Below are 23,929 nucleotides of genomic sequence, written 5' to 3'. Positions count from 1 at the left end.
CTAGAGGCATTTCCTACAGAGGAATACAATCGCCACCCCGCCTCGATGGCTGATCTACCCCGCTCATGCAGACCTGTTCCGTACACCCACTGCCCTACCGCGCCAACCCCGCCGAGTATTTTGCGGCGATCCGCCATGCCCCCGGCAGCGTGCTCCTCGACAGCGGGCGGCCGAGTGCCGAACGTGGCCGCTTCGACCTGCTCAGCGCCTGGCCATTGGCGACCCTGGCGGTAGCGTCCGAGGAAAGCGGCGCGGCATTTCTGCAACGATTGCGCGAGACACTCAACCAACTGGGCAACGCCGACCTGCCGAGCGGCCTTGAACTGCCCTTCGCCGGCGGATTGATCGGCTACCTCAGCTACGACTTCGGCCGTCACCTGGAAGCCCTGCCCTCTCAGGCCGAGGACGATCTACAACTGCCCGATGCGCGCTTCGGCCTGTACCCCTGGGCGCTGATCAGCGATCACCAGGCGTGCAGCAGCCAATTGGTGTTTCACCCGCAACTGGCGGACAGCGAACGCCAGCGATTGATCGAATTGTTCAGCCAGCCGACGACGGCGACGGATTCACGCTTCAACCTCGCCGGCGCGATGCAGGCCGATTTGAGTGCCAGCCAGTACCAGCAGGCCTTCGAGCAAATCCAACAGTACATCCAGGCCGGCGACTGTTATCAGGTCAACTTTGCCCAACGCTTCCGCGCCCAGTGCCAGGGCGATGCCTGGGCCGCCTATTGCGCCTTGCGCGCGGCGTGCCCGACGCCATTCTCGGGCTTCCAGAGCCTGCCCGGCGGCGACGCAATCCTCAGCCTGTCGCCCGAACGCTTCGTCAAAGTCAGTGCCGGGCATGTCGAAACCCGGCCGATCAAGGGCACCCGCCCACGCGGGGCGAGCGCCAGCGAAGATGCAGCCAACGCCGCCGAACTGCTGGCCAGCCCCAAGGATCGCGCAGAAAACCTGATGATCGTCGACCTGCTGCGCAACGACCTCGGCCGCACCTGCCGCATCGGCTCGGTGCGGGTGCCGGAGCTGTTCAGCCTGGAAAGCTACCCCAACGTGCACCACCTGGTGAGCAGCGTCACCGGCGAACTGGCCGCCGACCGGGATGCCCTCGACCTGATCGCCGGCAGTTTCCCCGGTGGATCGATCACCGGCGCACCAAAAATCCGCGCGATGCAGATCATCGACGAGCTGGAGCCTACCCGCCGCGGCTTGTACTGCGGTTCGCTGCTGTATCTGGACGTACGCGGGGAAATGGACAGCTCGATTGCCATCCGCAGCTTGCTGGTCAAGGACGGTCAGGTGTGCTGCTGGGGCGGTGGCGGGATTGTGGCCGACTCGGATTGGCAGGCGGAATACCAGGAATCGATCACCAAGGTCAAAGTGCTGCTGGACACCTTGCAGGGGCTATGACGCTAACCGGTCGGGGGAGCGCACTCCCCCGCCAGCTTCTTACAAGCTCAACTGACGATTCGACGCCTTGAGGAACTCTTGCTTGAGATCGTCGAAGCTGTGCACCGCCGGGAACTGCGGGAATTCGCGGATCACGTTGTCCGGCGCATGGAACAGAATCCCGGCATCTGCCTCACCGAGCATGGTGGTGTCGTTGTACGAATCACCCGCCGCAATCACCCGGTAGTACAGGCTCTTGAAGGCCAGTACCGACTGACGCTTGGGATCTTTCTGACGCAGTTGGTAGCCAGTAACCCGCCCGGTCTCGTCAGTGATCAGACGATGGCAGAGCAAGGTCGGGAAACCCAGTTGGCGCATCAGCGGCTGGGAAAATTCGTAGAAGGTGTCGGACAGAATCACCACCTGGAAGCGCTCGCGCAGCCAGTTGACGAATTCGATAGCGCCGTCCAGCGGCTTCAGCGTGCCGATCACTTCCTGGATGTCGGCCAGTTTCAGGCCATGCTCATCGAGAATTCGCAGGCGCTGCTGCATCAGCACGTCGTAGTCGGGAATATCCCGGGTGGTTGCCCTGAGGGATTCAATCCCGGTTTTTTCGGCGAAGGCGATCCAGATTTCCGGAACCAGGACACCTTCCAGATCGAGACAGGCAATTTCCACAACACACTCCCATTTGTACTGATTATTGAGTTGAGCGAGCAAAAGGACTGCCGAACTCTAGCGAGTCATCACCTGCGGCGCAACGCAGACGAGCGCACCAGGCCACCTGGATGTTCAGGCCTCTGTAGGAGCGAGCCTGCTCGCGAAAAACTTCAGGACGCCACGCCCATTCAGAATGCCCGCGTTATCGTTAACGTTTTTCGCGAGCAAGCTCGCTCCTACCGGGCCCCCGCTGTCTTGACTCAATAGCATTACGCCAGGCGCCCCGGGATTTTGTTACCATCGCCGACATATAGAGCGCTTAGCGCCACCGACCTGTAGGAAACCGCCCTGATGAGCCCAACGTTCGACGTCGCCGAACTCGCCGCGACCTATGCCAACAAATCCGCCCAGGACATTCTCAAGCTGGCCTTCGCCGAATTCGGCGACGAGCTGTGGATCTCGTTCAGCGGTGCCGAAGACGTGGTGCTGGTGGACATGGCCTGGAAGCTGAACAAGAACGTCAAGGTGTTCAGCCTCGACACCGGCCGCCTGCACCCGGAGACCTATCGCTTCATCGATCAGGTGCGCGAGCACTACAACATCCAGATCGAACTGGTCTCTCCGGATCACAGCAAGCTCGAGCCGTTCGTCAAGGAAAAAGGCCTGTTCAGCTTCTACAAGGACGGCCACGGCGAGTGCTGCGGCATCCGCAAGATCGAACCGCTGCGGCGCAAGCTGTCCACCGTGCGCGCCTGGGCCACCGGCCAGCGCCGCGACCAGAGCCCCGGCACCCGCAGCCAGGTGGCGGTGATGGAAGTCGACGGCGCGTTCTCCACCCCCGAGCGCACCCTGTACAAGTTCAACCCGCTGGCGCAAATGACCAGCGAAGAGATCTGGGGCTACATCCGTATGCTCGAATTGCCCTACAACAGCCTGCACGAGCGCGGCTTCATCAGCATCGGCTGCGAACCCTGCACTCGCCCTGTGCTGCCGAACCAGCACGAGCGCGAAGGTCGCTGGTGGTGGGAAGAAGCCACGCAGAAAGAGTGTGGTTTGCACGCGGGCAACATCATCAAGAAAGCCTGACTCCCCTCTCCCCTGTAGGAGCTGGCTTGCCAGCGAAGGGTCTAACGGCCGCTATCGCATTCGCCGGCAAGCCAGCTCCTACAGGGTGCAATTTGCTCGCCAGAAATATTGCATGCAATTTTTGTATGCAATCATCCCGAACCACGGTACAACTGCCATTCCCGCACCCACAACAGAACGTTGCAAGGACGGTCCATGCGCATACTCGTGGTCAACGTCAACACCTGCGAATCCATCACCCAGGCCATCACTCGCCAGGCGCAAAGCATCGCAGCGCCCGGCACCGAAATCATCGGCCTGACCCCGCACTTCGGTGCCGACTCGATCGAAGGCAACTTCGAGAGCTATCTGGCAGCGGTCGCGGTGATGCAGCGGGTCATGGCCTATGACCAGCCGTTCGATGCGGTGATTCAGGCCGGCTACGGCGAACACGGTCGCGAGGGTTTGCAGGAATTGCTTGAGGTGCCGGTAGTCGACATTACCGATGCCGCGGCCAGTACCGCGATGTTCCTGGGCCACGCTTACTCGGTGGTCACCAGCCTCGACCGCACGGTGCCGTTGATCGAGGATCGCTTGAAGCTCTCCGGCCTCTGGCAACGCTGCGCCTCGGTGCGCGCCAGCGGGCTGGCGGTACTGGAACTGGAGCAAGATCCCGAGCGCGCCTTGCGGGCCATCGTGCAACAGGCCGACATCGCCGTGCGCGAAGACAAGGCCGAAGTCATCTGCCTGGGCTGCGGCGGCATGGCCGGGCTGGCCGAGCAGATTCGCCAGCGCTGCGGCGTACCGGTGGTGGACGGGGTGACGGCGGCGGTGACCTTGGCCGAATCGCTGGTCCGCCTTGGCCTGTCGACCTCCAAGGTACGCACCTATGCCGCCCCGCGGGCGAAAGCCATCGTCGGCTGGCCCGCCCGCTGAACTCGAGGTTCAGACCGCGCTGAAACGCCGCGCCAGGCCCTGCTCGGCAAACTGCTCGATGACAAAATCGACGAACGCCCGGGTCTTGCCCGGCAATAGTCTGTGCTCGGCGTAATAGATCGAGATATTGCCGTCGTCGACGTACCAATCCGGCAACACCCGCTGCAGGGTGCCCGCCTGCAAATAACCCAGCGCGAACGGCATGCTCACCAGGGCAATCCCAAGTCCCTGGGCCGCCGTGGCACAAGCGGCCTCCGAATCACTCATGGTCATCCGCGCCCGCAGGCTCAACGGACTGTGTTGCTGATCACGACTCGTCAGTTGCCAGGAACGTACGCGCCCGGTCTGCGGCGAGCGAATCAGGATGCCGTCGTGCTGCTTCAGGTCATCTGGTTCATGCACCGCAGGGCTTCGTGCCAGGTACTCGGCAGACGCCACCAGCACCCGATGCGCCGGCGTCAGCTTGCGCGCCACTACGCCCTGGGGCAGTTCGAAACCGCCGCCGATGGCCGCATCGAAGCCCTGCCCGATCAAGTCGACCTGACGGTTATCAAAGTGCCAATCCGGATTGATCGCCGGGAAACGCCGCAGAAATTCGCCGAGCAACGGCACGATGTACAAGCGCCCGAACACCGTACCCATGCTGACCTTGAGCGTACCGGCCGGCCGCCCCTCGGCGCTGGCCAGGTTGGCGACCGCGTTCTGGATGGTGTGCAGGCTCGTGCTGACTTCCGCCAGAAACAGCTGCCCGGCCTCGGTCAACCGCAGGCTGCGGGTGCTGCGCTGGAACAGCCGCACACCGAGGCGCGCCTCGAGCTTGGCGACACTCTTGCCCACCGCCGCCGGCGTCAGGCTCAAGCGCCGCGCCGCCTCGGCAAAACTGCCGACTTCGGCGCTGCGTACGAAGCATTCGATACTGCTGAAGGTTTCCATGGCGGCCACTATAAACTTCTGGTTTACACAGACTATCGCAATTACCGTCTACACAGCAGGTAATCGGAAATCGATACTAGGCTCCATCAACCGAGGCATACCGCCTCGGGACTTTGGAGATCAACATGACCACTCAAACCCTCAGCGGCAAAGTAGCGCTGATCCAGGGCGGCTCCCGCGGTATCGGTGCAGCCATCGTCCAACGCCTGGCCGCTGAAGGCGCCGCCGTGGCCTTCACCTACGTCAGCTCCGCCGCGAAGGCCGAAGCCCTGCGTGACAGCATCACCGCCAACGGCGGCAAGGCCCTGGCGATCAAGGCCGACAGCGCCGATGCAGAGGCCATCCGCAGCGCGGTCAACGCCACGGTGCAAACCTTTGGCCAGTTGGACATCCTGGTCAACAACGCGGGTGTATTGGCAGTCGCACCGCTGGACGAGTTCAAACTGGAAGACTTCGACCAGACCCTGGCGATCAACGTGCGCAGCGTGTTCATCGCCACCCAGGAAGCCGCCCGGCACATGGGCGAAGGTGGTCGCATCATCAATATCGGCAGCACCAACGCCGACCGCATGCCCTTCGCCGGTGGCGGTCCCTACGCCATGAGCAAGGCCGCGCTAGTGGGCCTGACCAAGGGCCTCGCGCGGGATCTGGGGCCGCGGGGCATCACCATCAATAATGTGCAGCCCGGCCCGGTGGACACCGACATGAACCCGGCCCATGGCGACTTTGCCGAGAGCCTGATCCCGCTGATGGCTGTGGGTCGCTATGGCACCGCTGAGGAAATCGCCAGCTTTGTCGCCTACCTGGTGGGCCCGCAAGCGGGTTACATCACGGGTGCAAGCCTGACGATCGATGGTGGTTTCGGCGCCTGACGCGAGACCAGCAAAACCAACGCCGGGAACCCCGATCAGGTTACCCGGCGTTTTGTTCAGGCCGTCTCGAACACCGGCAAGCCATAAGCCTGCAACGGGAAGGCATCGAGACTGCGCAGAATGCGGTCGGCATGAACATACTTTTCATCAGCCATGGCCGCATCCGGCACCGCAATGGCGGTCATGCCGGCAGCCTTGGCAGCGGTCACGCCGAACGGCGAATCCTCGAACACCAGGCAATCAGCGGGCGCCACGCCCAGGCGTCGCGCGGCAGTGAGGAAGATGTCTGGTGCAGGCTTGGCCGCCCCCACCTCGGGGTCATCCGCTGTGACAATGGTATCGAACAGGGCAAACCAATCACCATGCCGGGTGGCTTTCTGGGCGAATGAACCGCTCGAGGAACTGGTGCCGATGGCGATCGGAATCCGCCGGGCCTTCAAGTGCTCGACCAACTCACGTGCGCCCGGCATCGCCGGGGCATGGGGGAATCGCTCTTGCAACAACGGCTCGCGAATCCGCAGGAACTCCTCGGCGCTGATTGGCAAGTCCAGCGCCTGCACCACATAGCGCGCCAGGTCCAGCGCGCCGCGACCAATGATGTTCTGCTTGATGGCCCAGTCGAAATGCCGGTCATAGCGCTGCGCAATGATCTGCGTGACCTCGGTGTAGATCCCCTCGGTATCGAGCAGCAAACCATCCATATCGAAAATAACGGCCTTGATCGGGGCCAGCTTCAACGGTGCATTCATCGCATCTGATCCGTTATCAACACAACATTCCGGGAACGGCTCAGGTAAAGCCATGACCCGATCCACCCCGCAGCCTGGCGCGATGAAAGGGTTCAGCAGCATAGCGAGTCAGGTTTACATCGGGCAACTATTTGCGGGCTCCACCTCCCCCGATCCCTGACTAAGGTGGTTCGTGAGCGCAAGGAAAGCGTGGATTATTTGCTTATATTTTAATAAGCAAAGCATTGCATAACTTATGGATATCTTATTAAACTCTCATGAATTCAATTTTCTGGACCCGCAAAGCCGTCAAGCAATTGCTGCGAATACACAGCGACCACCGTGGCAGGATCCGCGATGCAATCACTCAACTCGAACAGATGCCGGATGTGCCCAATGTCAAAGTCCTCACCCAGCACACCTATGGCTATCGGCTGAGAGTCGGCGATTATCGGGTGTTGTTCGATTGGGACGGCGCGATTCAGGTGACCAGCATTCAAGAGGTTAAAAAGCGCGATGAACGCACCTACTGACGTACAAATCATCCACGGCCCTGACGGCGAGCCTGCCTTCGTGGTCATCCCCTACCAGCAGTACATCGCCCAGCAAGGCAGCGACGAACTGATTCCCCACGCGGTGGTCAGCCGTATCGTCGACGGCGCGACGCCGATCCGCGCCTGGCGCGAACACCTGAACCTGACCCAGGATGAAGTCGCCCGACGCCTGGGTATCTCCCAGCCGGCGTTTGCCCAACAGGAAGCGGTCAACAAACCGCGCCGGGCGACTCGCGAGAAAATCGCTGCAGCGTTCGGCATCCGCGCTGATCAACTGGAGTTGTAACGCCTCACGGGCCCTTCCCGGCGCCATGCAAAAGCCCGGCATTTCGCCGGGCTCTGATGCTGCAGACAGGTCGAAGGATCAGTGCCCTTTCTTGCCCATGCTGTTGCCCACTGCGCCACCTGCCGCACCGCCAAGCCCGGCACCGATAGTGGCGCCGTCTTTGCCACCCAACGAACGGCCGATCACCGAACCACCGGCAGCGCCAACGCCGCCACCGATAGCCGCCTTGGTGCGGTTGCCCTTGTGCGCACCGGCTGCGCCACCGGCCGCACCCGCGACACCGGCACCGATGGTTGCGCCAGTGCTGCCACCGAGCTTTTGTCCAACCACGTTACCCAGCGCACCACCCAGGCCACCGCCCAGCGCTGCGGTGCCATTGCTGGCCGCCATCGCACCTTGAGCAACCAGAAGGCCCAGAACCAGAGCAGGCAGAGTTAAACGCATGACATGAACCTCAAAAAGTGTACGAATCCGTTGATTATTCGCGGCTGATGAAGGGTTTACGTTCAGCCAACGCGGCGGCAACCCTTCTGCGCGCGAGGGTTGGACAGCATTTTCGCCAAGAGTTTTATCGCAGGCAAAAAAAAGCCCGCTGGGGAACGGGCTGACAAACTTGCTTCTAACGGATGATTCGAGACTACGACCTGAGTTGTGAAAGAAACGTGAAAGGACCGGACCGTCCCAACCGACTTCAATACAAGATGTGACACCAATAAGCAGACAGAAAAAACCCCGCACATCGGCGGGGTCAGTGGGGCGCTGGATCACTTGCGCAAGCGCATTGCGACCCTGGGCATAAAGGGTTTCGCCGTGGTTTTGCTTGTCGAAGGCAACCGGGCCTGGCCTGGCTTGGTCGGCGTTTCACCAAACCCCGAGACGTAATCCGTCTGCCCGCAGTGCACACAGTTATTCACCGGGTACTCAGCGCCATCATCTTCAATGTACGGATTGCTCATCTCTGCGTCCCTCCACATGGGCCTGCGCCGGCAAGCAACTGATTGCCTAAAGAACACAGCCCCTCAAGAGGTTCCAGACTAGCCGGTCATTCCAGGACCACCCATTCAAACTACAAGCAACCGACGAATGGCTCTAATCCGCTTATTTGAGCCTGACCGCCGTGCCTGTAACGAACACCACCAACATGCTGCCCTTGCCCGACGGCATGCTGATTTCAAAGTTGACACCCACCACCGCATCGGCCTGCAGTTTTGCGGCACGTTCCTTGAGCTCATCCGTGGCCTGGGCCCGTGCTTCGCGCAAGGCTTTCTCCAGCGTCTGCGAGCGCCCGCCGAAGAAGTCGCGCATCCCGGCGAACATATCCCGCACAACGTTGATGCCCTGCACCGACTCGGCGCTGATGACGTCCAGGTAGGCAGCAATCTGCCGGCCCTCGACACTGTGGGTGGTGGTGATAATCATGAAGTGTTCCTTGTAGAACTGGCCGAAGCCTTGGAGACGTACATACTCAATGAAGACGGCAGTTGCCTGTCGCTCAAGGATGCGCAGGAGTGTGTATGACGGTATTTCTGTTGCTGTACCTGTGTACCGACGCGTCGCGCAGCAGTTGCCAGGTGATCCCGGTCGAACATTGGGTGCAGGCTGACGCCTATCAACTGTGCGTCGCCGAGGCCAAGCGATTGACCCGCGACCTTACCGCGAAAAACCGCCAAAGCAACTACTTCGTCTGCGAAACCCAGGTCGAGCCCTAACCTACAGGCAATTGCGCACCGCCTCGCGCAATGCCCCGGACTTGGCCCACGGCGGCCCCTGATAGAGCGAGACCTTGCTGCCGTCCTTGTATTTGACGATGTCGAGAATCTCGTCGGCGGTGATCAGGCTAGGTGCGTTGATCCGGTAACCGTTGGATACCGAGGTCTGACTCGCCTTGGGCACTTCACGCTGCCAGGCCGGCAGCACGCACTCGGCGACCTCCTTGGGCGGCTTGGCCGATTCCTTGCTCAGGTTCGGCTCACCCGGCACCAGCGAAGCCGGCAACGAACACCCCGCCAACAGCACACCCGCCAGCGCCGCGATGCATATCCGCATAATTGTTCCTTGCACCCAAAAGGGAAAATGTAGCTGCACTTGTCCTCGCCGACCAGCACTCAGATCCGCCCTGACGCTGGCATCGCCCGCCGAACTCGACTTTAATTTCTCTGATGCACCCAGGAGTTTCGACATGACACTCACGAACGGGAGCCCACCATGAATACCCCTTCCATTGCCCTGGCCATTGCCCTGCTGCTGACTACGGGCTGCAGCACCAACGCCCAGGTCTTCGCCAATCAGCCACTGGTGGCCAAGGTCGAAGACGGCATGAGCCAGGCCCAAGTCGAGCAAATCGGCGGCAACCCCCTCTCCACCAGCGTTCGCACCATCGAACCCGGCACCTGCAACGACTACCTGCTGACCCAGGCGGATCGCACGCAACACTACAACGTCAGTTTCGATGGCAACGGCCGGGTCGATCACAAAAGCTTCATGACCTGCGCCGAATGGAGCATGGCCCAGAAAAAAGCGCGGGAGCCTTCGAGCGGGGGTGGAGGGGGTGGGTATTGAGCTGTTTTCGACACGTGACCCGGCGCGCGCGTACCTCGCGAACAGTCCTGACCATTGATTGACAGTGGCGGAGCATACCGGCGACCGCTGAACCTGCGAAATCTTCCACTGTCATTTTTCAACGACAAAATCATTGGTTTCTCCCGCCGCATCGTTTACATTTCAGACAATTGTTTACAACGTATACAGATGTTATTGAAGGAGCAAATTATGGCTTCGCCTGTGTTGTCGTTTCGTGTCGAGGAATTATTGATTCAACAATTGGATCAACTGGCTGAAGCAACTGATCGCGATCGCCAGTACCATCTCAAACGCGCCTTGGCCCGATACGTTGAGGCGGAATCCTGGCACATCAATGCAATCGCCGAAGGCATCGCTGATGCTGATGCAGGCAACCTCACAGATCTGAATACGGTTAAGGCTAAATGGGTGAATCGTGCCAAGCATCGCATTGACGGACAAAGCGGACAGTGATTTAGCGTCAATCCATGAGCACTACACATCTTGCAGGGGCGCACGCTTCACAGACGATGTGATCGCCGAAATTTTCGAAGCGCTGGAAAAACTGGAACTGTTCACGGGCATGGGCAGACCTTCGCAAATGCCAGATATCAGGGAGCTGGTGCTGTCCAGGCTCCCCTTCATCGCTCCCTACCGAGTCGTCGGTAGCCAGATCCAGATCCTGCGCATTCTTCATGAGCGCAACGAGCGCTCTGAGGATTGGTGAGGTTCGCCTTGCAGTGAAATGCAGAGCATTAAAGTGGGAAGCTCTACGCGACTTGAACGCTGTGTCCGCCCCCCCTGTGGCGCCATCATCGGCGCCATGAACAACTAAGCCACATTTTCCACACGCCAAAAACCACAAACCCCCGACTTTCTCTAGGAAAATCAGGGGTTTGTGTTTACAGAATGTGGCGGTGAAGGAGAGATTCGAACTCTCGATACAGTTTCCTGTATACACACTTTCCAGGCGTGCTCCTTAAGCCACTCGGACACTTCACCGTATCTCTTCAAACAAGTTCTGTCTGTCGAGGCGCGCTAATGTAGTCGAAAGCTTTTCTGATGGCAAACTTTTTTTTCAGAATTTTCATGCGCTTAAGCGATTTGTTGATTCCCGTGGGTTTGCGGGCAGGGCAAACCGGCCAAGCTTCGGCCAGGTGCATCCGTCTATATAGAAGCGAATGCTGCACACGCGTGGCCGCCAGTGGCGGGCGGCGCTGGTTTGGCTGACTGGCCGGTCAGTCACGGCGCTTTACCTGGCCTACGGCCATGGGTAACGTCTGCCCCACTTCTCTATAAGGAATAGCGTCATGAGTGAGTTGATTTCGTACCATCTCGAAGACGGTATCGCGACCCTGACCTTGAGCAATGGCAAGGTCAATGCCATCTCGCCGGACGTGATCGGCGCTTTTAATGCTGCGCTGGATCAGGCGGTGACGGATCGGGCGGTGGTGATCATCACCGGTCAGCCGGGCATCCTCTCTGGCGGTTACGATCTGAAGGTGATGACGGCCGGCCCGAAAGAAGCCGTGAGCCTGGTCACTGCCGGCTCCACCCTCGCCCGCCGCCTGCTGGCCCACCCCTTCCCGGTGATCGTCGCGTGCCCGGGGCATGCGGTGGCCAAGGGGGCGTTTATCCTGTTGTCAGCCGACTACCGGATTGGTGTCGACGGCCCGTTCAGCATTGGCCTGAACGAAGTGCAGATCGGCATGACCATGCACCACGCCGGCATCGAGCTGGCCCGTGATCGCCTGCGCAAGTCGGCGTTCCATCGTTCGGTGATCAACGGCGAGATGTTCGATCCACAAGGCGCAGTGGATGCCGGGTTCCTCGACAAGGTGGTGACCGCCGAAGAACTGCAAGGTGCCGCGTTGGCGGCAGCGCGTCAGCTGAAGAAGATCAATATGACCGCGCACAAGAACACCAAGCTCAAGGTGCGCAAGGCCCTGCTGGATACCCTGGATGCAGCGATCGTCCAGGATCAGGCCCATCTGATTTAACGGCTCAGCCACCAGCAAAGAAAAGCCTGACAACCGAGTCGGGCTTTTCCCTACGCAATGGATGAATCCAGCCTCAACGGCTCTAGCCTGCGCCTGACAGCAAATGTCGGAAACATGCGCTTAAACATCGCCCATCTCCTGCTCCTATCGGAGTAATTGCCGAAAACAGTGCACATCCGTACACTGCGCCACCTTTTGTCCCTGGTGGGCCTGTAGATGCTGTTTGTGTTCCGTATGTTGTTGATGGGCCTGCATTTTGTTCTGGCCGGCGTGCTCGGCGTGGTGCTCGGTCTGCTTCGCCCGTTCAATCCGGACAACAGCCGCCTGTGCGCCCGCCTCTATGCCTGGCCGGCGATGTGCATTCTGCGGTTGCGGGTCAGTGCCGACGTCGACTCGCTGACCTACAAAAAGCAGAGCTGCGTGGTGATCGCCAACCACCAGTCCAACTATGACCTGTTCGTGCTGGGCAACGTGGTGCCACACCGCACCGTGTGCATCGGCAAGAAGAGCCTGAAGTGGGTACCGCTGTTCGGTCAGCTATTCTGGCTCGCCGGCAATGTGTTGATCGACCGCGGCAACGCCCACAAGGCGCGCCAGGCGATGCTGACCACTACCGATACGCTGCAACACAAGGACACCTCGATCTGGGTGTTCCCCGAGGGCACGCGCAATCTCGGCAAGGAGTTGATGCCATTCAAGAAAGGCGCGTTCCACATGGCCATCGCTGCCGGTGTGCCGATTGTCCAGGTGTGCGTCAGCAACTACATCAATCACATGCGCCTCAATCGCTGGAACAGCGGCAAGATCCTGATCCGCTCGCTGCCGCCGATTCCTACCGCCGGCCTGACCCTGGATGACATGCCCGCGCTGATCGAACAGTGCCAGGCGCAGATGCGCGAGTGCATCGACGGGCTGGATCGACAACTGCAGGCGGCTTGAGCGCCCCGCTCCACTCACAAGCAGGCTAAGCTGCACGCTGATTGTCACTGGAAGAAGTGAATAGGCACTATGGGTAGAGTCGTTGCGGCTGCTGTTTACAGCGCCGGGAAGAAAGTCACCAATATCACCCTCGATGAAGGCGCGGCCTGGGCGGCGAAACCGGACCACTTTGTCTGGATCGGCCTCGAAGAGCCGAACGCCCAGGAGCTGGCCAACCTGCAACGCCAGTTCAACCTGCATGAACTGGCCATCGAAGACGCCCTGGAAAAGCACAGTAGACCCAAGCTCGAGACCTTTGGCGACGCCCTGTTCATCGTCACCTACTCACCGGTGCGCGAGAACGGCGTGCTGATTTTCATCGAGACCCATATCTTTGCCGGCAACGGCTACATCATCACCTGCCGCAATGGCCACTCGGCCTCCTATGGCCATGTGCGCCAGCGTTGCGAAGCGCGACCGCTGCTGCTGGAGCACGGCGAAGATTTCGTGCTCTATGCCCTGCTGGATTTCGTGATCGAGAACTATCAGCCGGTGGGCGAAGCGATCCATGCCGAGATCGATGAGCTGGAGCGCAACGTGTTATGCAGCGCTCTCAACGAGCGGGACATCCAGAACCTCCACGGCCTGCGTCGCGACGTGCTTCGCCTGCGCCGCTATGCAGCGCCTATGGTGGAGATCAGCGAGGAATTGCAGAAGCTCAAGTTCCCGTTTATCGACAAAAACATGCGCCCGTATTTTCGCGACGTGCAGATTCATGTCACGCGACAGGTGGAAGATCTCACCACCCTGCGCGACATCGCCAGCCAGACCATCGAGATCGGTGTGCTACTGGAGGCCTCGCGGCAAAGCGTGGTGCAACGCAAGTTCGCCGCCTGGGCCGCCATTCTCGCGTTCCCCACGGCCGTGGCCGGGATCTACGGGATGAACTTCCAGAACATGCCGGAGCTGAGCTGGCACTACGGCTACTTCGGCGTGCTGGGGTTCATCACCGTCGGTTGTGTTGGTTTGTGGGCGAGCTTCAAACGCTCGGGCTGGCTATAGGAGCACTCACAGGCCCTCCCATTGCCGCAGACGCACGCGGCAATGCTTCATCGCATTGACGATGTGCTTCTCCACCAGACTGCGGGAAATACCCAGGCGCTGGGCTATTTCCGGGTGCGACATGCCGTCGAGTTTGCGCAGCAGGAAACTCTCGCGGCATAGCGGCGGCAGTTCGTCCAATGCCCGTTGCAACAGGTCCAGCCGCTGGCCGTGATCAAAGCTGCTGTGGGGTGACGGCGTCTCGAAGCGCTCTTCACTGTCGAGCACTTCCAGCGGTTCGACCTGGCGTGCGACGTTGCGCCGATGGCCGTCGATCACCAGGTTCAATGCAGTGCGATAGAGAAAGGCCCGGGGTTGCTCGATGGGCGTATCGCTGGCCCGCTCAAGCACCCGGACATAGGCGTCGTGCACCACATCTTCGGCCACCTGACGGTTGCCCAGCTTGGCGTTGATAAAACACACCAGCTCGCGATAGTAGTTTTCCAACCTGACTCCCGACCGCCTGAATGAACGGCTTCAATCCCTGAATCCGAGCCCTGCTCGCGAAAAAAGGTAAAGGCACGATGATGGCAACTTGCAGCCGTGTAATTTATAGTAATTCTCATATAGATTTAAAGCACCGCTTCCGTTGCGCAGCAAATAAAGCTCGAGCACGGGTGTAAACCTTTGAGTCGACGCCTAAATTTGTGTGTTTTTTCTTCGTACTAAGGACAGTTCCCCCTGGCTGCCAGTGGCCTGGCGGCGCCCAGTGCTGCGCGGGAAGCGCCGCCGGCTGGGCAACGGGACGATTTCCATTGACCGGAACCCTGCATGAAACACCCCCGAAAGCCGCGCCGTGCCTTGCTCGTCGCCCTGTGCCTGATCCCCGCTATCGCCCTCGCCGCCTGGCAGATGATCCCCCCCGGGCGCGATAAATTCGCCACTGTGCAGGTTGGCCGTGGCGACATCGAAAGCAGCGTCACCGCCCTCGGCACCCTGCAACCGCGACGCTATGTCGACGTTGGCGCCCAGGCGTCGGGGCAGATCCGCAAGATCCATGTCGAGGTCGGCGACCTCGTCAAGGAAGGCCAATTGCTGGTGGAGATCGACCCGGCGACCCAGAACGCCAAGCTTGATGCCGGGCGGTTTTCCATCGACAACCTCAAGGCGCAATTGCTCGAGCAGCGTGCGCAGAACGAGCTGGCGCGACAGAAATACCAGCGCCAGCAAAACCTCGCCGCCGGTGGCGCCACCCGCGAAGAAGACGTGCAGACCGCCCACGCCGAACTGCGCGCCACCGAGGCGCGGATCCAGATGTTCCAGGCGCAGATTCGCCAGGCCGAAGCCAGCTTGCGCAGTGATCAGGCCGAACTGGGCTATACGCGCATCTACGCGCCGATGTCCGGCACCGTGGTCGCGCTCGACGCCCGCGCCGGCCAGACCCTCAACGCCCAGCAGCAGACACCGCTGATCCTGCGCATTGCCAAACTGTCGCCGATGACCGTCTGGGCGGAAGTCTCGGAAGCCGATATTGGCCACGTCAAACCCGGCATGCAGGCCTACTTCACCACGCTCGCCGGCGGCACGCGACGCTGGCACAGCACGGTACGACAGATCCTCCCGGTCCCGCCCAAGCCCCTGGACCAAAGTGCCCAAGGCAGCGGCAGCCCATCCAGCAGCAGTAAAAGCGGCAGCGGCCGAGTGGTGCTGTACACCGTGTTGCTCGACGTCGACAACGCCGACAACGCGCTGATGGCGGAAATGACCACCCAGGTATTTTTCGTCAACGGCGAGGCGAAAAACGTCCTCACCGCACCGGTGTCCGCCCTGCAGAACGGCACGCAGGCCGGCACCCAACGCGCACGAGTGGTGGCGAAAAACGGTGATGTCCAATCACGGGAAGTGCGCACCGGCCTCAGCGATCGCCTGCAAGTGCAGATCCTCGACGGTTTGAACGAGGGCGACCACCTGCTGATCGGGCCACTCGACGGTCACGAGGGTTGAATGCACACGCCGCTGATCGACCTCAAAGACCTGCGTAAATCCTACGGCGGCGGTGACGCCCCAGAAGTTCATGTACTGCGTGGCATCGACCTGGCGATTCACGCCGGCGAGTTCGTGGCGATCGTCGGCGCCTCCGGTTCCGGCAAGTCGACGCTGATGAACATCCTCGGTTGCCTCGATCGCCCGACCTCTGGCGAGTACCGCTTTGCCGGGGAGAACGTCGCCCAGTTGGACAGCGATGAACTGGCCTGGCTGCGTCGCAAAGCCTTTGGTTTTGTGTTCCAGGGCTACCACCTGATCCCGTCCGGCTCGGCTCAGGAAAACGTCGAGATGCCGGCCATCTACGCCGGCACCCCGGCGGCCGAACGCCATGCCCGCGCCGCCGCGCTGCTCGCCCGTCTCGGCCTGGCCGAACGCACTGGCAACCGTCCGCATCAACTCTCCGGCGGCCAGCAGCAGCGGGTGTCGATCGCCCGTGCATTGATGAATGGCGGGCACATCATTCTCGCCGACGAACCCACCGGCGCCCTCGACAGTCACAGCGGCGCCGAGGTCATGACCCTGCTCGATGAGCTGGCGAGCCAGGGTCATGTGGTGATCCTCATTACTCATGACCGCGAAGTGGCTGCCCGGGCCAAGCGGGTGATCGAGATTCGTGATGGCCTGATCATCAGCGACAGCGCCGTCGACAACCCTGAAGCGCAACACTCGGCCAATCCCGGCGCCTTGCAGGCGGTGGATCTGCGCAAACGCCTGAGCGAAGGCAGCGACGCCACCGGCGCCTGGAAAGGCGAACTGGTGGATGCGTTGCACGCGGCCTGGCGGGTGATGTGGATCAACCGCTTCCGCACCGCCCTGACCCTGCTAGGGATCATCATTGGCGTGGCGTCGGTGGTGGTGATGCTGGCGGTGGGCGAAGGCAGCAAGCGCCAGGTCATGGCGCAGATGGGCGCCTTCGGCTCGAACATCATTTATCTCAGTGGCTCGGCGCCCAATCCGCGTACGCCGCCGGGCATCGTCAGCTTGAGCGACGTCGCCGCTTTGGCGCGCCTGCCGCAGGTCAAAAGGATCATGCCGGTCAACGGCTCGGAAGCCGGGGTGCGTTTCGGCAATGCCGACCACCTGAGTTACGTCGGCGGGAATGACACCAACTTCCCGGAGATTTTCAACTGGCCAGTGGTCGAGGGCAGCTATTTCACCGACGCCGACGAACGCAATGCCGCCGCCGTGGCGGTGATTGGCAAGAAGGTCCGCGACAAGCTGTTCAAGGACATGGCCAGCCCCCTCGGCCAGTACATCCTGATCGAAAACGTGCCGTTCCAGGTGGTCGGTGTGCTGGCGGAAAAAGGCTCCAGCTCCGGGGACTCGGACAGCGACGACCGCATCGCCATCCCCTACTCCGCCGCCAGCGTGCGCCTGTTCGGCAAGTACGAGCCGGAGTACATCGCTATCGCCGCGGCGGACGCGCGCAAGGTCAAGGAAGCCGAGCAGGCCATCGACCAGTTGATGCTCAAGCTGCACGACGGCAAGAAAGACTACGAGCTGACCAACAACGCGGCGATGATCCAGGCCGAGGCGCGCACGCAAAATACCCTGTCGCTGATGCTCGGCTCGATTGCCGCGATCTCGCTGCTGGTGGGCGGCATCGGGGTGATGAACATCATGCTCATGACCGTGCGCGAGCGGACCCGCGAGATCGGTATCCGCATGGCCACCGGTGCTCGCCAACGCGACATCCTGCGCCAGTTCCTGACCGAGGCGGTGATGCTCTCGGTGGTCGGCGGCATCGCCGGGATCGCCCTGGCCTTGCTGGTCGGCGGCGTGCTGATCCTCAGCGAAGTGGCAGTGGCGTTTTCCCTGTTCGCGGTCCTCGGCGCCTTTGCCTGCGCGCTGGTTACCGGCGTTGTCTTCGGCTTCATGCCGGCCCGTAAAGCTGCCCGGCTTGACCCGGTGACGGCCCTTACCAGTGAATGATCGAGCCATGAAGTCGCCTTTGAGCCTGTTGCCCCTGTGCCTGTTACTCAGCGCCTGCGCCTCTCCCAGCAAGCCGTTGGACAGCGGCATCGTCGCGCCATCGACCTGGCAATCACCCAACACCCGCGCCGCCACCGAACAGCACCAACAATGGTGGACAACCTTTGGCAGCACCGAACTCGACCGCCTGATTGCCCAGGCGCAACTCGGCAGCCATGACCTCGCCGCAGCCATGGCGCGCGTGCGTCAGGCCCAGGCCAGCGCGGTGGTCGCCGGCGGTCCGCTGCTGCCCCAGGTGCAGGCCGGCTTCAACGCCAGCCGCGAGAAGCTGCTGCGCGGCAACGGCTACAGCCAGTTGGATGCCGACAGCAGCAACAAGGCGGTGGATTACTTTGATACCAGCCTCAGCGCCAGCTATGAGGTCGATTTCTGGGGCGGCCGCCAAGCCGCCCGCGACAGCGCCTTGCGAAGTGTGCGCGCCAGCGAGTTCGACCAGATCACCGTCGAACTGACCCTGCTCAGCGGCGTCGCCAACAGCTACACCCAGAGCCTGGCGCTGATCGAGCAAAACCGGATTGCCGAACTGAACCTGAGCAATGCACAAAGCGTGTTGAAACTGGTGCAGACCCGTTATGACTCAGGCTCGGCCACCGCCCTGGAACTGGCCCAGCAGAAAAGCCTGGTGGCCGCCCAGCAACGGCAACTGCCGCTGGTGCGTCAGCAGGCCGAAGAAGCGAGGATTACCCTCGCCGCCCTGCTCGGCCAACCGGTGCAGGCGCTGCCGCGCAGCAGTGAGCGCTTCGAGCAGTTGCATTGGCCAGACATCAGCGCCGGCGTGCCCAGCGACCTGCTGCGCCGCCGCCCGGACATCGCCCGCGCCGAAGCGCAACTGGCCGCTGCCCAGGCCGACGTCACCGTGGCCCGAGCGGCGATGCTGCCGACCCTGACGTTGACGGCCAACCTCGGCTCCGGCGCCGATACCTTCGGCGACTTGCTGCGCAGCCCTTTCTACAACCTCACCGCCGGCCTGGTGGCACCGATCTTCAACAACGGCAGCCTCAGCGCCGAACGCGACCGCGCCACCGCGCGCCAGCAAGAGCTGCTGGAAAACTATCGCGGGGCGATCATCAACGGCTTTGCCGACGTCGAAAAAGCCCTGACCGCGATCCACGGCCTCGACCAGCAACGCCAGTGGCAAACCGAGGAGCTGAGTCACGCGCAGACCGCCTTCAACATCGCCCAGAGCCGCTACCAGGCCGGGGCCGAGGATTTGCTGACGGTGCTGGAAACCCAGCGCACCCTGTACGCCGCCCAGGACCTCAACGTGCAACTGCGCCTGGCGCGGGTGCAAGCCAGCGTTGGCTTGTACAAGGCATTGGGAGGGGGTTGGTAACGCAGCAGAAAAGCTCGTCCCAGAGCCGTAGCGGGCATGACTGAGAGCATTTCGTAAACAAAAACGTAGGAACTTTCCGGTTTCCCGGAGGTGCAACGTCTTACTTACAGTGAATAGAAATAGTTCTCAGTCAACACCTTGAAGAGTAAAAGAATAATGCCCGCACCACTCGGTCTCCACCCACTCACCAAGGCTCTGCGCCTGCGCCATTCCTTCCGTCCACGCCTGCCGACGCTTAGCGCCCTGGCGCTGACCGCGCCGCTGATCAGCCAGGTCCAGGCACAAGTGGTCGAGGTCAACATCCAGGCCCAAGCGCTGGCCAGTGCACTGCAGGAATTTGGCCGCCAGACCAACCTGCAAGTGCTGTACAGCCCGGATGACGTGGCCGGCCTGCGCAGCACCGCGATCAAGGGCAGCCTGGACGCCAACGCGGCAATTGCCCAGTTGCTGCAAGGCACCGGCATCAACTACAGCGTGCAAGGCAACACCGTGACCCTGCGGGTGCGCAGCAGCGCGAACTCGGTGGACCTCGACCCGACCAACGTGTTCGCCATCCAGGAGCAGGCCTACGGCCCGGTCGACGGGATCGTCGCCAAGCGCAGCGGCACCGGGACCAAGACCGATACCCCACTCAATGAAATTCCGCAGACCATCAACGTGGTCACCGCCGACGAAGTCAAGGTGCGCGGCGCGCAGACGGTCACCGAAGCCCTGCGCTACACCGCCGGCATGACCGGTGGCGGCTTCTCCGATCGCGTGGGGATTTTCGACGAGCCGACCTCCCGTGGCTTCTCGCCCACCCCGGTGTACCTCGATGGCCTGCACCTGCCGTACGGCGGCGGCAGCACTGGCGGTTCGCTGCAGATCGACCCTTACACCCTGGAACGCATCGAAGTCCTCAAGGGCCCGGCCTCGGTGCTCTACGGGCAGAACCAGCCGGGCGGCATCGTCAACCTGGTGGGCAAGCGCCCGACCGCCACGCCGCTGCATGAAGTGGTGCTGGGCACCGGCAGCTACGACCGCAAGTACGGCGCCTTCGACTTCGCCGGGCCAATCGACGATCAGGGTGAATTCCTCTATCGCCTGACCGGCCTGGCCAGCGACGCCAACTCGAACATCGACTACGCCGACACCAACCGCATGCTGCTCGCGCCCAGCCTGACCTGGCTGCCGAACGACCGCACCAGCGTGACCGTATTCGCCCAGTACCAGAAAGACCGCGACACCCCGGAAGCCCAGGGCTTGCCGGCTGAAGGCACGGTGTTCGACAGCCCCAACGGCAAGATCAGCCGCGACCTGTTCATTGGCGAGCCGGGCCTGAACAAGTACGACCGCGAACAGTTCGTGATGGGCTACGACGTCGCCTACGAACTCAACGACATCTGGACCCTCAAGCAGCGCACCAGCTACGCCTATGTCGATGATCAATACGTCGCGCCGCTGCACGGCTACTCCTACGCGACCAACCCGATCACCGGGGCCAACGACCGACGCTACCAGAATCGCTACGGCGTCGACTGGTCGCAGACCAACAAGGTGTACGGCATCGACAGCACCGCCCAGGCCAAATTCAAGACCGGCGAACTCGACCACACGGTGCTGCTGGGCGTCGACTACTACCACTTCAACACCCGGTTCCTCGGCTTGTACGACCGCAGTGGGCCGCCGATCGACCTGTTCAATCCGGTCTACGGCAGCGAGTTCACCTTCACTCAACCGTATCGCTGGGATAACACCATCAAGCAGACCGGCCTGTACGTGCAGGACCAGATGAAGTGGGACAAATGGTTCCTGACCCTCGGTGGCCGTTATGACTACGCCATCACCGAGAACACCCAACCTGGCAGCACGGCGGCGGACACCCGTACCACCGATGAGAAATTCACCGGGCGTGCCGGCCTTGGCTATATGTTCGACAACGGTCTGACGCCGTATGTCAGCTATTCCGAGTCGTTCCTCCCGCAAGCCGGTGTCGACTTCGACAACAAGTCGTTCAAGCCCACCGAAGGCAAGCAGTATGAAGCCGGGGTGAAGTACGAGCCGACAGTCATCGATGGTTTTATCCAACTGTCGGTGTATCAGATCGACCAGGAAAACATGCTGACCAACGACCTCGACAATCCGGGGCGCAGCATTCAGAGCGGTTCAGTGCGTTCGCGTGGCGTGGAATTGGAAGGCAAGGTCAACGTCACCGAGAACCTGCGGGTGCTGGGTGCGGTGTCGCGCAACCAGATCAAGTGGAACAGCGTCAATGACGGTCGCGAAGGCCGCACCCTGGCTACCATGCCGCCGCTGACCGCCTCCGGCTGGATTGACTACAGCTTTGACCAGGGAGCCCTCGCCGGCCTTGGTGCCGGCCTCGGCGTGCGCTACGTGCGCAGCAGCTACGGCTCGGACTACGAGGAAGATTCGTTCCAGATCCCGTCCTATACCGTGTACGACGGCATGGTCTCCTACGACCTCGAGCGTTCGCCACTGCGGGTCAAGGGCGTCAAGGTCAAGCTCAACCTGGAAAACATCGAAGACAAGAAGTACGTGGCCAGCTGCAACAGCACCCTGGACTGCTACTACGGCGAGGGTCGCACCGTCACGGCGGACATGACCTACAACTTCTGATCACTGCCCCGAGCAACACAACGCCGCTGGCCCAGAGATGGGCAGCGGCGTTTTTTTTGCGCCGGCGGTGGGTGTGCGGTCGCTCACTTCAAACTGCGATAACTCTGCAGCGCCGCCAGCAGCACCACCAGCCCGCCGACTATCGCCAACCAGAAACCACTGCGGGCGCCATAGGCATCCACCAGCCAGCCGGAACCGGCGGCGCCAACCGCCACGCCGATGCTCAGCCCTGTCACCAGCCAGGTCAGGCCTTCGGTCAGTTTCGCTGGCGGCACGATGCGCTCGATTAGCGCCATGGCCACTATCAGGGTCGGGGCGAAGAACAAGCCGGCGACAAATACCGTCAACGCCAGGCTGAGGATGTCGCTGGCCAACAGCAGCGGCAAGGTGGTCAGGGCCGTGGCCACTCCGCCATACAGAAACAGCCGTGGCAGCGGCACGTCGAGCTTCAAGGCGCCGAAGGCCAGGCCGGCCAGGCAGGAACCGATTGCATACACCGACAGCACAATGCTCGCCGCCGCAGGCTGGCCTTGCTGCTGGGCGAATGCGACGCTGACCACATCCACCACACCGACGATGGTGCCCAGGGCGACCATCAGCAGGATCAGCCAGCGCACGGGCACTGAGGCAATCGCCGAGCCCGGTTGCTGTTGATCATGGGGATGGATCGCCGGCTCGGTACTGCGTTGCAGGACGAACGCGGTCACGCCGATAGCCAGCGCCAGCAAGGCCGCCAGTGGCCCGGCTTCGGGAAACAGCACCACGCACAGCCCCACCGACAGCGGCGGCCCAACGATAAAACACACCTCGTCCAGCACCGACTCCAGCGCATAGGCGGTTTGCAGTTGCGGCTGGCCGCGATAGATCTCGGTCCAGCGCGCCCGCACCATCGCCGACATGCTCGGCATGCAGCCGGCCAGCGCAGCAAACACAAACAGGGTCCACTGTGGCGCCTGCAAACGGGTGCAGAGCAACAGCAGCAACAAGGCGCCGCCACCGACCAGCGCGGCCATGGGCAACACCCGACCTTGCCCATAGCGGTCGACCAGTCGCGACACTTGCGGCGCACAGAAGGCCGTGGCCAGGGCGAAGGTCGCCGCCACCGCACCGGCCAGCGCGTAGCCGCCGTGCAGCTGCGAGAGCATGGTGATCAAGCCGATCCCGGTCATGGAGATCGGCATGCGCGCAATCATCCCCGCCAGCACAAAGGCGCGGCTGCCGGGGGCGGTGAAAAGCGCCGAGTAAGGGTTTGCCATGGGTGTCCAACCTCTCCTTGAGGGCGAGCAACTTGCCATAAAGCGTCGACACAGGAAAGGCGGCCCGCCACCCACCCCTTATTGCCAAGGTGCTGCAGAGGATGCTCGGCACGACTAACAGTTCTGTCAGTAGGCAGGCCCGGGTAGTTTGCAGCATAGTAATTGCCTGACCGCACACGGGTGCCCGGCGATGGAAGAGTCCCTGATCCTGGTTGATCCGCAAGACCGTGAAATCGGTTCGGCGGCGAAGTTGCGCGCGCATCAACAAGGCCTGCTGCACCGAGCCTTTTCAGTGTTCATTTTCGATAGCAACGGGCGCCTGCTCCTGCAGCAACGCGCCCTGGGCAAATACCACTCGCAAGGCCTGTGGACCAACACCTGTTGTGGCCACCCGCGGCCGGGAGAGCGCACCCGCGCGGCCGCCCAACGCCGACTGTACGAGGAAATGGGTTTGCGTTGCGAGCTGACCGCGGTGCACACCCTGCTCTACCACGAGCAGGTGTCCAATCATCTGATCGAGCATGAATACGACCACGTGTTCGTCGGCATCAGCCGCTGTGCGCCCATGGCCAATCCGGACGAAGCATTGCACTGGCGCTGGCAGTCCATTGCCGGCCTTGGACCGTTGATCGCAGACGACCCACAGGCGTTCAGCGTGTGGTTCGTGCAGATCTTCCAGCAAGTCGGGGCCGCCGGGCTGCGGCGCTGGAAGGCATTGGCCCGCGATCCGCGTTGAGCGTTACATA

27 protein-coding genes and 1 tRNA gene are annotated in these 23,929 nt (G+C 61.7%); 18 read left to right on the top strand and 10 right to left on the bottom strand.

Annotated features, from left to right (window positions below):
• The first annotated feature begins 65 nt into the window (after window positions 1-65).
• Window positions 66-1,409 carry an aminodeoxychorismate synthase component I gene (pabB, locus tag ACZYR5_RS22475; protein WP_489091845.1) on the top strand — a complete coding sequence of 448 codons (1,344 nt, stop codon included), beginning with the start codon at window positions 66-68 and terminating at the stop codon, window positions 1,407-1,409.
• A gap of 39 nt (window positions 1,410-1,448) precedes the next feature.
• Here pabB and thrH read toward each other — a convergent pair whose 3' ends face one another.
• Window positions 1,449-2,066, bottom strand: coding sequence for a bifunctional phosphoserine phosphatase/homoserine phosphotransferase ThrH (thrH, locus tag ACZYR5_RS22470; protein WP_489091846.1), 618 nt, complete (start codon window positions 2,064-2,066; stop codon window positions 1,449-1,451).
• Between the two features lie 333 nt (window positions 2,067-2,399).
• Between thrH and ACZYR5_RS22465 the strand changes: the two genes are divergently transcribed.
• Together ACZYR5_RS22465 and ACZYR5_RS22460 are read left to right on the top strand one after the other, a co-directional pair.
• Window positions 2,400-3,134 (top strand): phosphoadenylyl-sulfate reductase, encoded by a 735-nt coding sequence (locus tag ACZYR5_RS22465; protein ID WP_489091847.1) that lies wholly within the window; start codon window positions 2,400-2,402, stop codon window positions 3,132-3,134.
• A 195-nt stretch (window positions 3,135-3,329) separates the two neighbouring features.
• Window positions 3,330-4,049: an aspartate/glutamate racemase family protein gene (locus tag ACZYR5_RS22460; protein ID WP_489091848.1), complete on the top strand. Its 720-nt coding sequence runs from the start codon at window positions 3,330-3,332 to the stop codon at window positions 4,047-4,049.
• 9 nt (window positions 4,050-4,058) lie between these two features.
• On the opposite strand, the gene ACZYR5_RS22455 is transcribed toward ACZYR5_RS22460, so the two are convergent.
• Window positions 4,059-4,982, bottom strand: a complete 924-nt coding sequence (locus ACZYR5_RS22455) for a LysR family transcriptional regulator (RefSeq protein WP_489091849.1) — start codon at window positions 4,980-4,982, stop codon at window positions 4,059-4,061.
• A gap of 125 nt (window positions 4,983-5,107) precedes the next feature.
• On the opposite strand from ACZYR5_RS22455, the gene ACZYR5_RS22450 reads away from it, so the two are divergent.
• Window positions 5,108-5,854: a 3-oxoacyl-ACP reductase family protein gene (locus ACZYR5_RS22450; RefSeq protein WP_489091850.1), complete on the top strand. Its 747-nt coding sequence runs from the start codon at window positions 5,108-5,110 to the stop codon at window positions 5,852-5,854.
• Between the two features lie 56 nt (window positions 5,855-5,910).
• On the opposite strand, the gene ACZYR5_RS22445 is transcribed toward ACZYR5_RS22450, so the two are convergent.
• Window positions 5,911-6,603, bottom strand: coding sequence for an HAD-IA family hydrolase (locus ACZYR5_RS22445; RefSeq protein ID WP_489091851.1), 693 nt, complete (start codon window positions 6,601-6,603; stop codon window positions 5,911-5,913).
• A 257-nt stretch (window positions 6,604-6,860) separates the two neighbouring features.
• On the opposite strand from ACZYR5_RS22445, the gene ACZYR5_RS22440 reads away from it, so the two are divergent.
• Together ACZYR5_RS22440 and ACZYR5_RS22435 are read left to right on the top strand one after the other, a co-directional pair.
• On the top strand, window positions 6,861-7,115 hold the full coding sequence (locus ACZYR5_RS22440; RefSeq protein WP_489091852.1) for a type II toxin-antitoxin system RelE family toxin: 255 nt from the start codon (window positions 6,861-6,863) through the stop codon (window positions 7,113-7,115).
• Window positions 7,099-7,422, top strand: coding sequence for a helix-turn-helix domain-containing protein (locus tag ACZYR5_RS22435; protein ID WP_489091853.1), 324 nt, complete (start codon window positions 7,099-7,101; stop codon window positions 7,420-7,422). Before ACZYR5_RS22440 ends, ACZYR5_RS22435 begins: the two co-directional genes overlap by 17 nt.
• Window positions 7,423-7,500: 78 nt before the next feature.
• Here the strand turns inward: ACZYR5_RS22435 and ACZYR5_RS22430 are convergent, their stop codons facing one another.
• The 3 genes from ACZYR5_RS22430 to ACZYR5_RS22420 all read right to left on the bottom strand — a co-directional run bounded on the left by ACZYR5_RS22430 (window position 7,501) and on the right by ACZYR5_RS22420 (window position 8,841).
• Complete coding sequence (locus ACZYR5_RS22430; protein WP_027618063.1) at window positions 7,501-7,866, bottom strand: glycine zipper domain-containing protein; 366 nt, start codon at window positions 7,864-7,866, stop codon at window positions 7,501-7,503.
• Between the two features lie 320 nt (window positions 7,867-8,186).
• A complete protein-coding gene (locus ACZYR5_RS22425) occupies window positions 8,187-8,378 on the bottom strand; it encodes a hypothetical protein (protein WP_489091854.1) in 192 nt (63 codons plus the stop codon).
• Window positions 8,379-8,520: 142 nt separating this feature from the next.
• Entirely contained in the window at window positions 8,521-8,841 is a 321-nt protein-coding gene (locus ACZYR5_RS22420) for a YbjQ family protein (protein WP_489091855.1), read from the bottom strand.
• A gap of 95 nt (window positions 8,842-8,936) precedes the next feature.
• Between ACZYR5_RS22420 and ACZYR5_RS22415 the strand changes: the two genes are divergently transcribed.
• Entirely contained in the window at window positions 8,937-9,131 is a 195-nt protein-coding gene (locus tag ACZYR5_RS22415; RefSeq protein WP_489091856.1) for a hypothetical protein, read from the top strand.
• A gap of 1 nt (window position 9,132) precedes the next feature.
• On the opposite strand, the gene ACZYR5_RS22410 is transcribed toward ACZYR5_RS22415, so the two are convergent.
• Window positions 9,133-9,468, bottom strand: coding sequence for a hypothetical protein (locus ACZYR5_RS22410; RefSeq protein WP_489091857.1), 336 nt, complete (start codon window positions 9,466-9,468; stop codon window positions 9,133-9,135).
• A 159-nt stretch (window positions 9,469-9,627) separates the two neighbouring features.
• Here ACZYR5_RS22410 and osmE point away from each other — a divergent pair, with 159 nt between their 5' ends.
• The 3 genes from osmE (at window position 9,628) to ACZYR5_RS22395 (ending at window position 10,708) form a co-directional block, all read left to right on the top strand.
• Window positions 9,628-9,981, top strand: a complete 354-nt coding sequence (gene osmE / locus ACZYR5_RS22405) for an osmotically-inducible lipoprotein OsmE (protein ID WP_489091858.1) — start codon at window positions 9,628-9,630, stop codon at window positions 9,979-9,981.
• A gap of 210 nt (window positions 9,982-10,191) precedes the next feature.
• Entirely contained in the window at window positions 10,192-10,455 is a 264-nt protein-coding gene (locus ACZYR5_RS22400; RefSeq protein ID WP_489091859.1) for a CopG family ribbon-helix-helix protein, read from the top strand.
• Window positions 10,418-10,708: a type II toxin-antitoxin system RelE/ParE family toxin gene (locus ACZYR5_RS22395; RefSeq protein ID WP_489091860.1), complete on the top strand. Its 291-nt coding sequence runs from the start codon at window positions 10,418-10,420 to the stop codon at window positions 10,706-10,708. Before ACZYR5_RS22400 ends, ACZYR5_RS22395 begins: the two co-directional genes overlap by 38 nt.
• Window positions 10,709-10,893: 185 nt before the next feature.
• On the opposite strand, the gene ACZYR5_RS22390 is transcribed toward ACZYR5_RS22395, so the two are convergent.
• Window positions 10,894-10,983, bottom strand: a tRNA-Ser gene (locus tag ACZYR5_RS22390).
• Between the two features lie 308 nt (window positions 10,984-11,291).
• On the opposite strand from ACZYR5_RS22390, the gene ACZYR5_RS22385 reads away from it, so the two are divergent.
• From ACZYR5_RS22385 to ACZYR5_RS22375, 3 genes are all read left to right on the top strand, one after another.
• The gene (locus tag ACZYR5_RS22385) at window positions 11,292-11,981 is read left to right on the top strand and encodes a crotonase/enoyl-CoA hydratase family protein (RefSeq protein WP_489091861.1); all 690 of its coding nucleotides are present in this window, start codon (window positions 11,292-11,294) and stop codon (window positions 11,979-11,981) included.
• Between the two features lie 216 nt (window positions 11,982-12,197).
• A complete protein-coding gene (locus ACZYR5_RS22380; protein WP_489091862.1) occupies window positions 12,198-12,920 on the top strand; it encodes a lysophospholipid acyltransferase family protein in 723 nt (240 codons plus the stop codon).
• Window positions 12,921-12,989: 69 nt separating this feature from the next.
• Window positions 12,990-13,961, top strand: coding sequence for a magnesium and cobalt transport protein CorA (locus ACZYR5_RS22375; protein ID WP_489091863.1), 972 nt, complete (start codon window positions 12,990-12,992; stop codon window positions 13,959-13,961).
• 6 nt (window positions 13,962-13,967) lie between these two features.
• Here ACZYR5_RS22375 and ACZYR5_RS22370 read toward each other — a convergent pair whose 3' ends face one another.
• Window positions 13,968-14,447 carry a sigma-70 family RNA polymerase sigma factor gene (locus ACZYR5_RS22370; protein ID WP_489091864.1) on the bottom strand — a complete coding sequence of 160 codons (480 nt, stop codon included), beginning with the start codon at window positions 14,445-14,447 and terminating at the stop codon, window positions 13,968-13,970.
• 324 nt (window positions 14,448-14,771) lie between these two features.
• On the opposite strand from ACZYR5_RS22370, the gene ACZYR5_RS22365 reads away from it, so the two are divergent.
• The 4 genes from ACZYR5_RS22365 (at window position 14,772) to ACZYR5_RS22350 (ending at window position 21,927) form a co-directional block, all read left to right on the top strand.
• Window positions 14,772-15,944: an efflux RND transporter periplasmic adaptor subunit gene (locus tag ACZYR5_RS22365; protein ID WP_489091865.1), complete on the top strand. Its 1,173-nt coding sequence runs from the start codon at window positions 14,772-14,774 to the stop codon at window positions 15,942-15,944.
• Window positions 15,945-17,918 (top strand): MacB family efflux pump subunit, encoded by a 1,974-nt coding sequence (locus tag ACZYR5_RS22360; protein ID WP_489091866.1) that lies wholly within the window; start codon window positions 15,945-15,947, stop codon window positions 17,916-17,918.
• A 7-nt stretch (window positions 17,919-17,925) separates the two neighbouring features.
• Window positions 17,926-19,311, top strand: coding sequence for an efflux transporter outer membrane subunit (locus ACZYR5_RS22355; RefSeq protein WP_489091867.1), 1,386 nt, complete (start codon window positions 17,926-17,928; stop codon window positions 19,309-19,311).
• 156 nt (window positions 19,312-19,467) lie between these two features.
• Window positions 19,468-21,927 carry a TonB-dependent siderophore receptor gene (locus ACZYR5_RS22350; RefSeq protein ID WP_489091868.1) on the top strand — a complete coding sequence of 820 codons (2,460 nt, stop codon included), beginning with the start codon at window positions 19,468-19,470 and terminating at the stop codon, window positions 21,925-21,927.
• Between the two features lie 83 nt (window positions 21,928-22,010).
• Here ACZYR5_RS22350 and ACZYR5_RS22345 read toward each other — a convergent pair whose 3' ends face one another.
• The gene (locus ACZYR5_RS22345) at window positions 22,011-23,183 is read right to left on the bottom strand and encodes an MFS transporter (RefSeq protein WP_489091869.1); all 1,173 of its coding nucleotides are present in this window, start codon (window positions 23,181-23,183) and stop codon (window positions 22,011-22,013) included.
• 190 nt (window positions 23,184-23,373) lie between these two features.
• On the opposite strand from ACZYR5_RS22345, the gene idi reads away from it, so the two are divergent.
• Window positions 23,374-23,919 (top strand): isopentenyl-diphosphate Delta-isomerase, encoded by a 546-nt coding sequence (idi, locus tag ACZYR5_RS22340; RefSeq protein WP_489091870.1) that lies wholly within the window; start codon window positions 23,374-23,376, stop codon window positions 23,917-23,919.
• Window positions 23,920-23,929 lie beyond the last annotated feature (10 nt).

The sequence above is a fragment of the Pseudomonas sp. F007 genome, assembly GCF_057814275.1.
The sequence above is the reverse complement of the archived record's forward strand: the minus strand, read 5'-3'. Positions and strand labels throughout refer to the sequence as shown.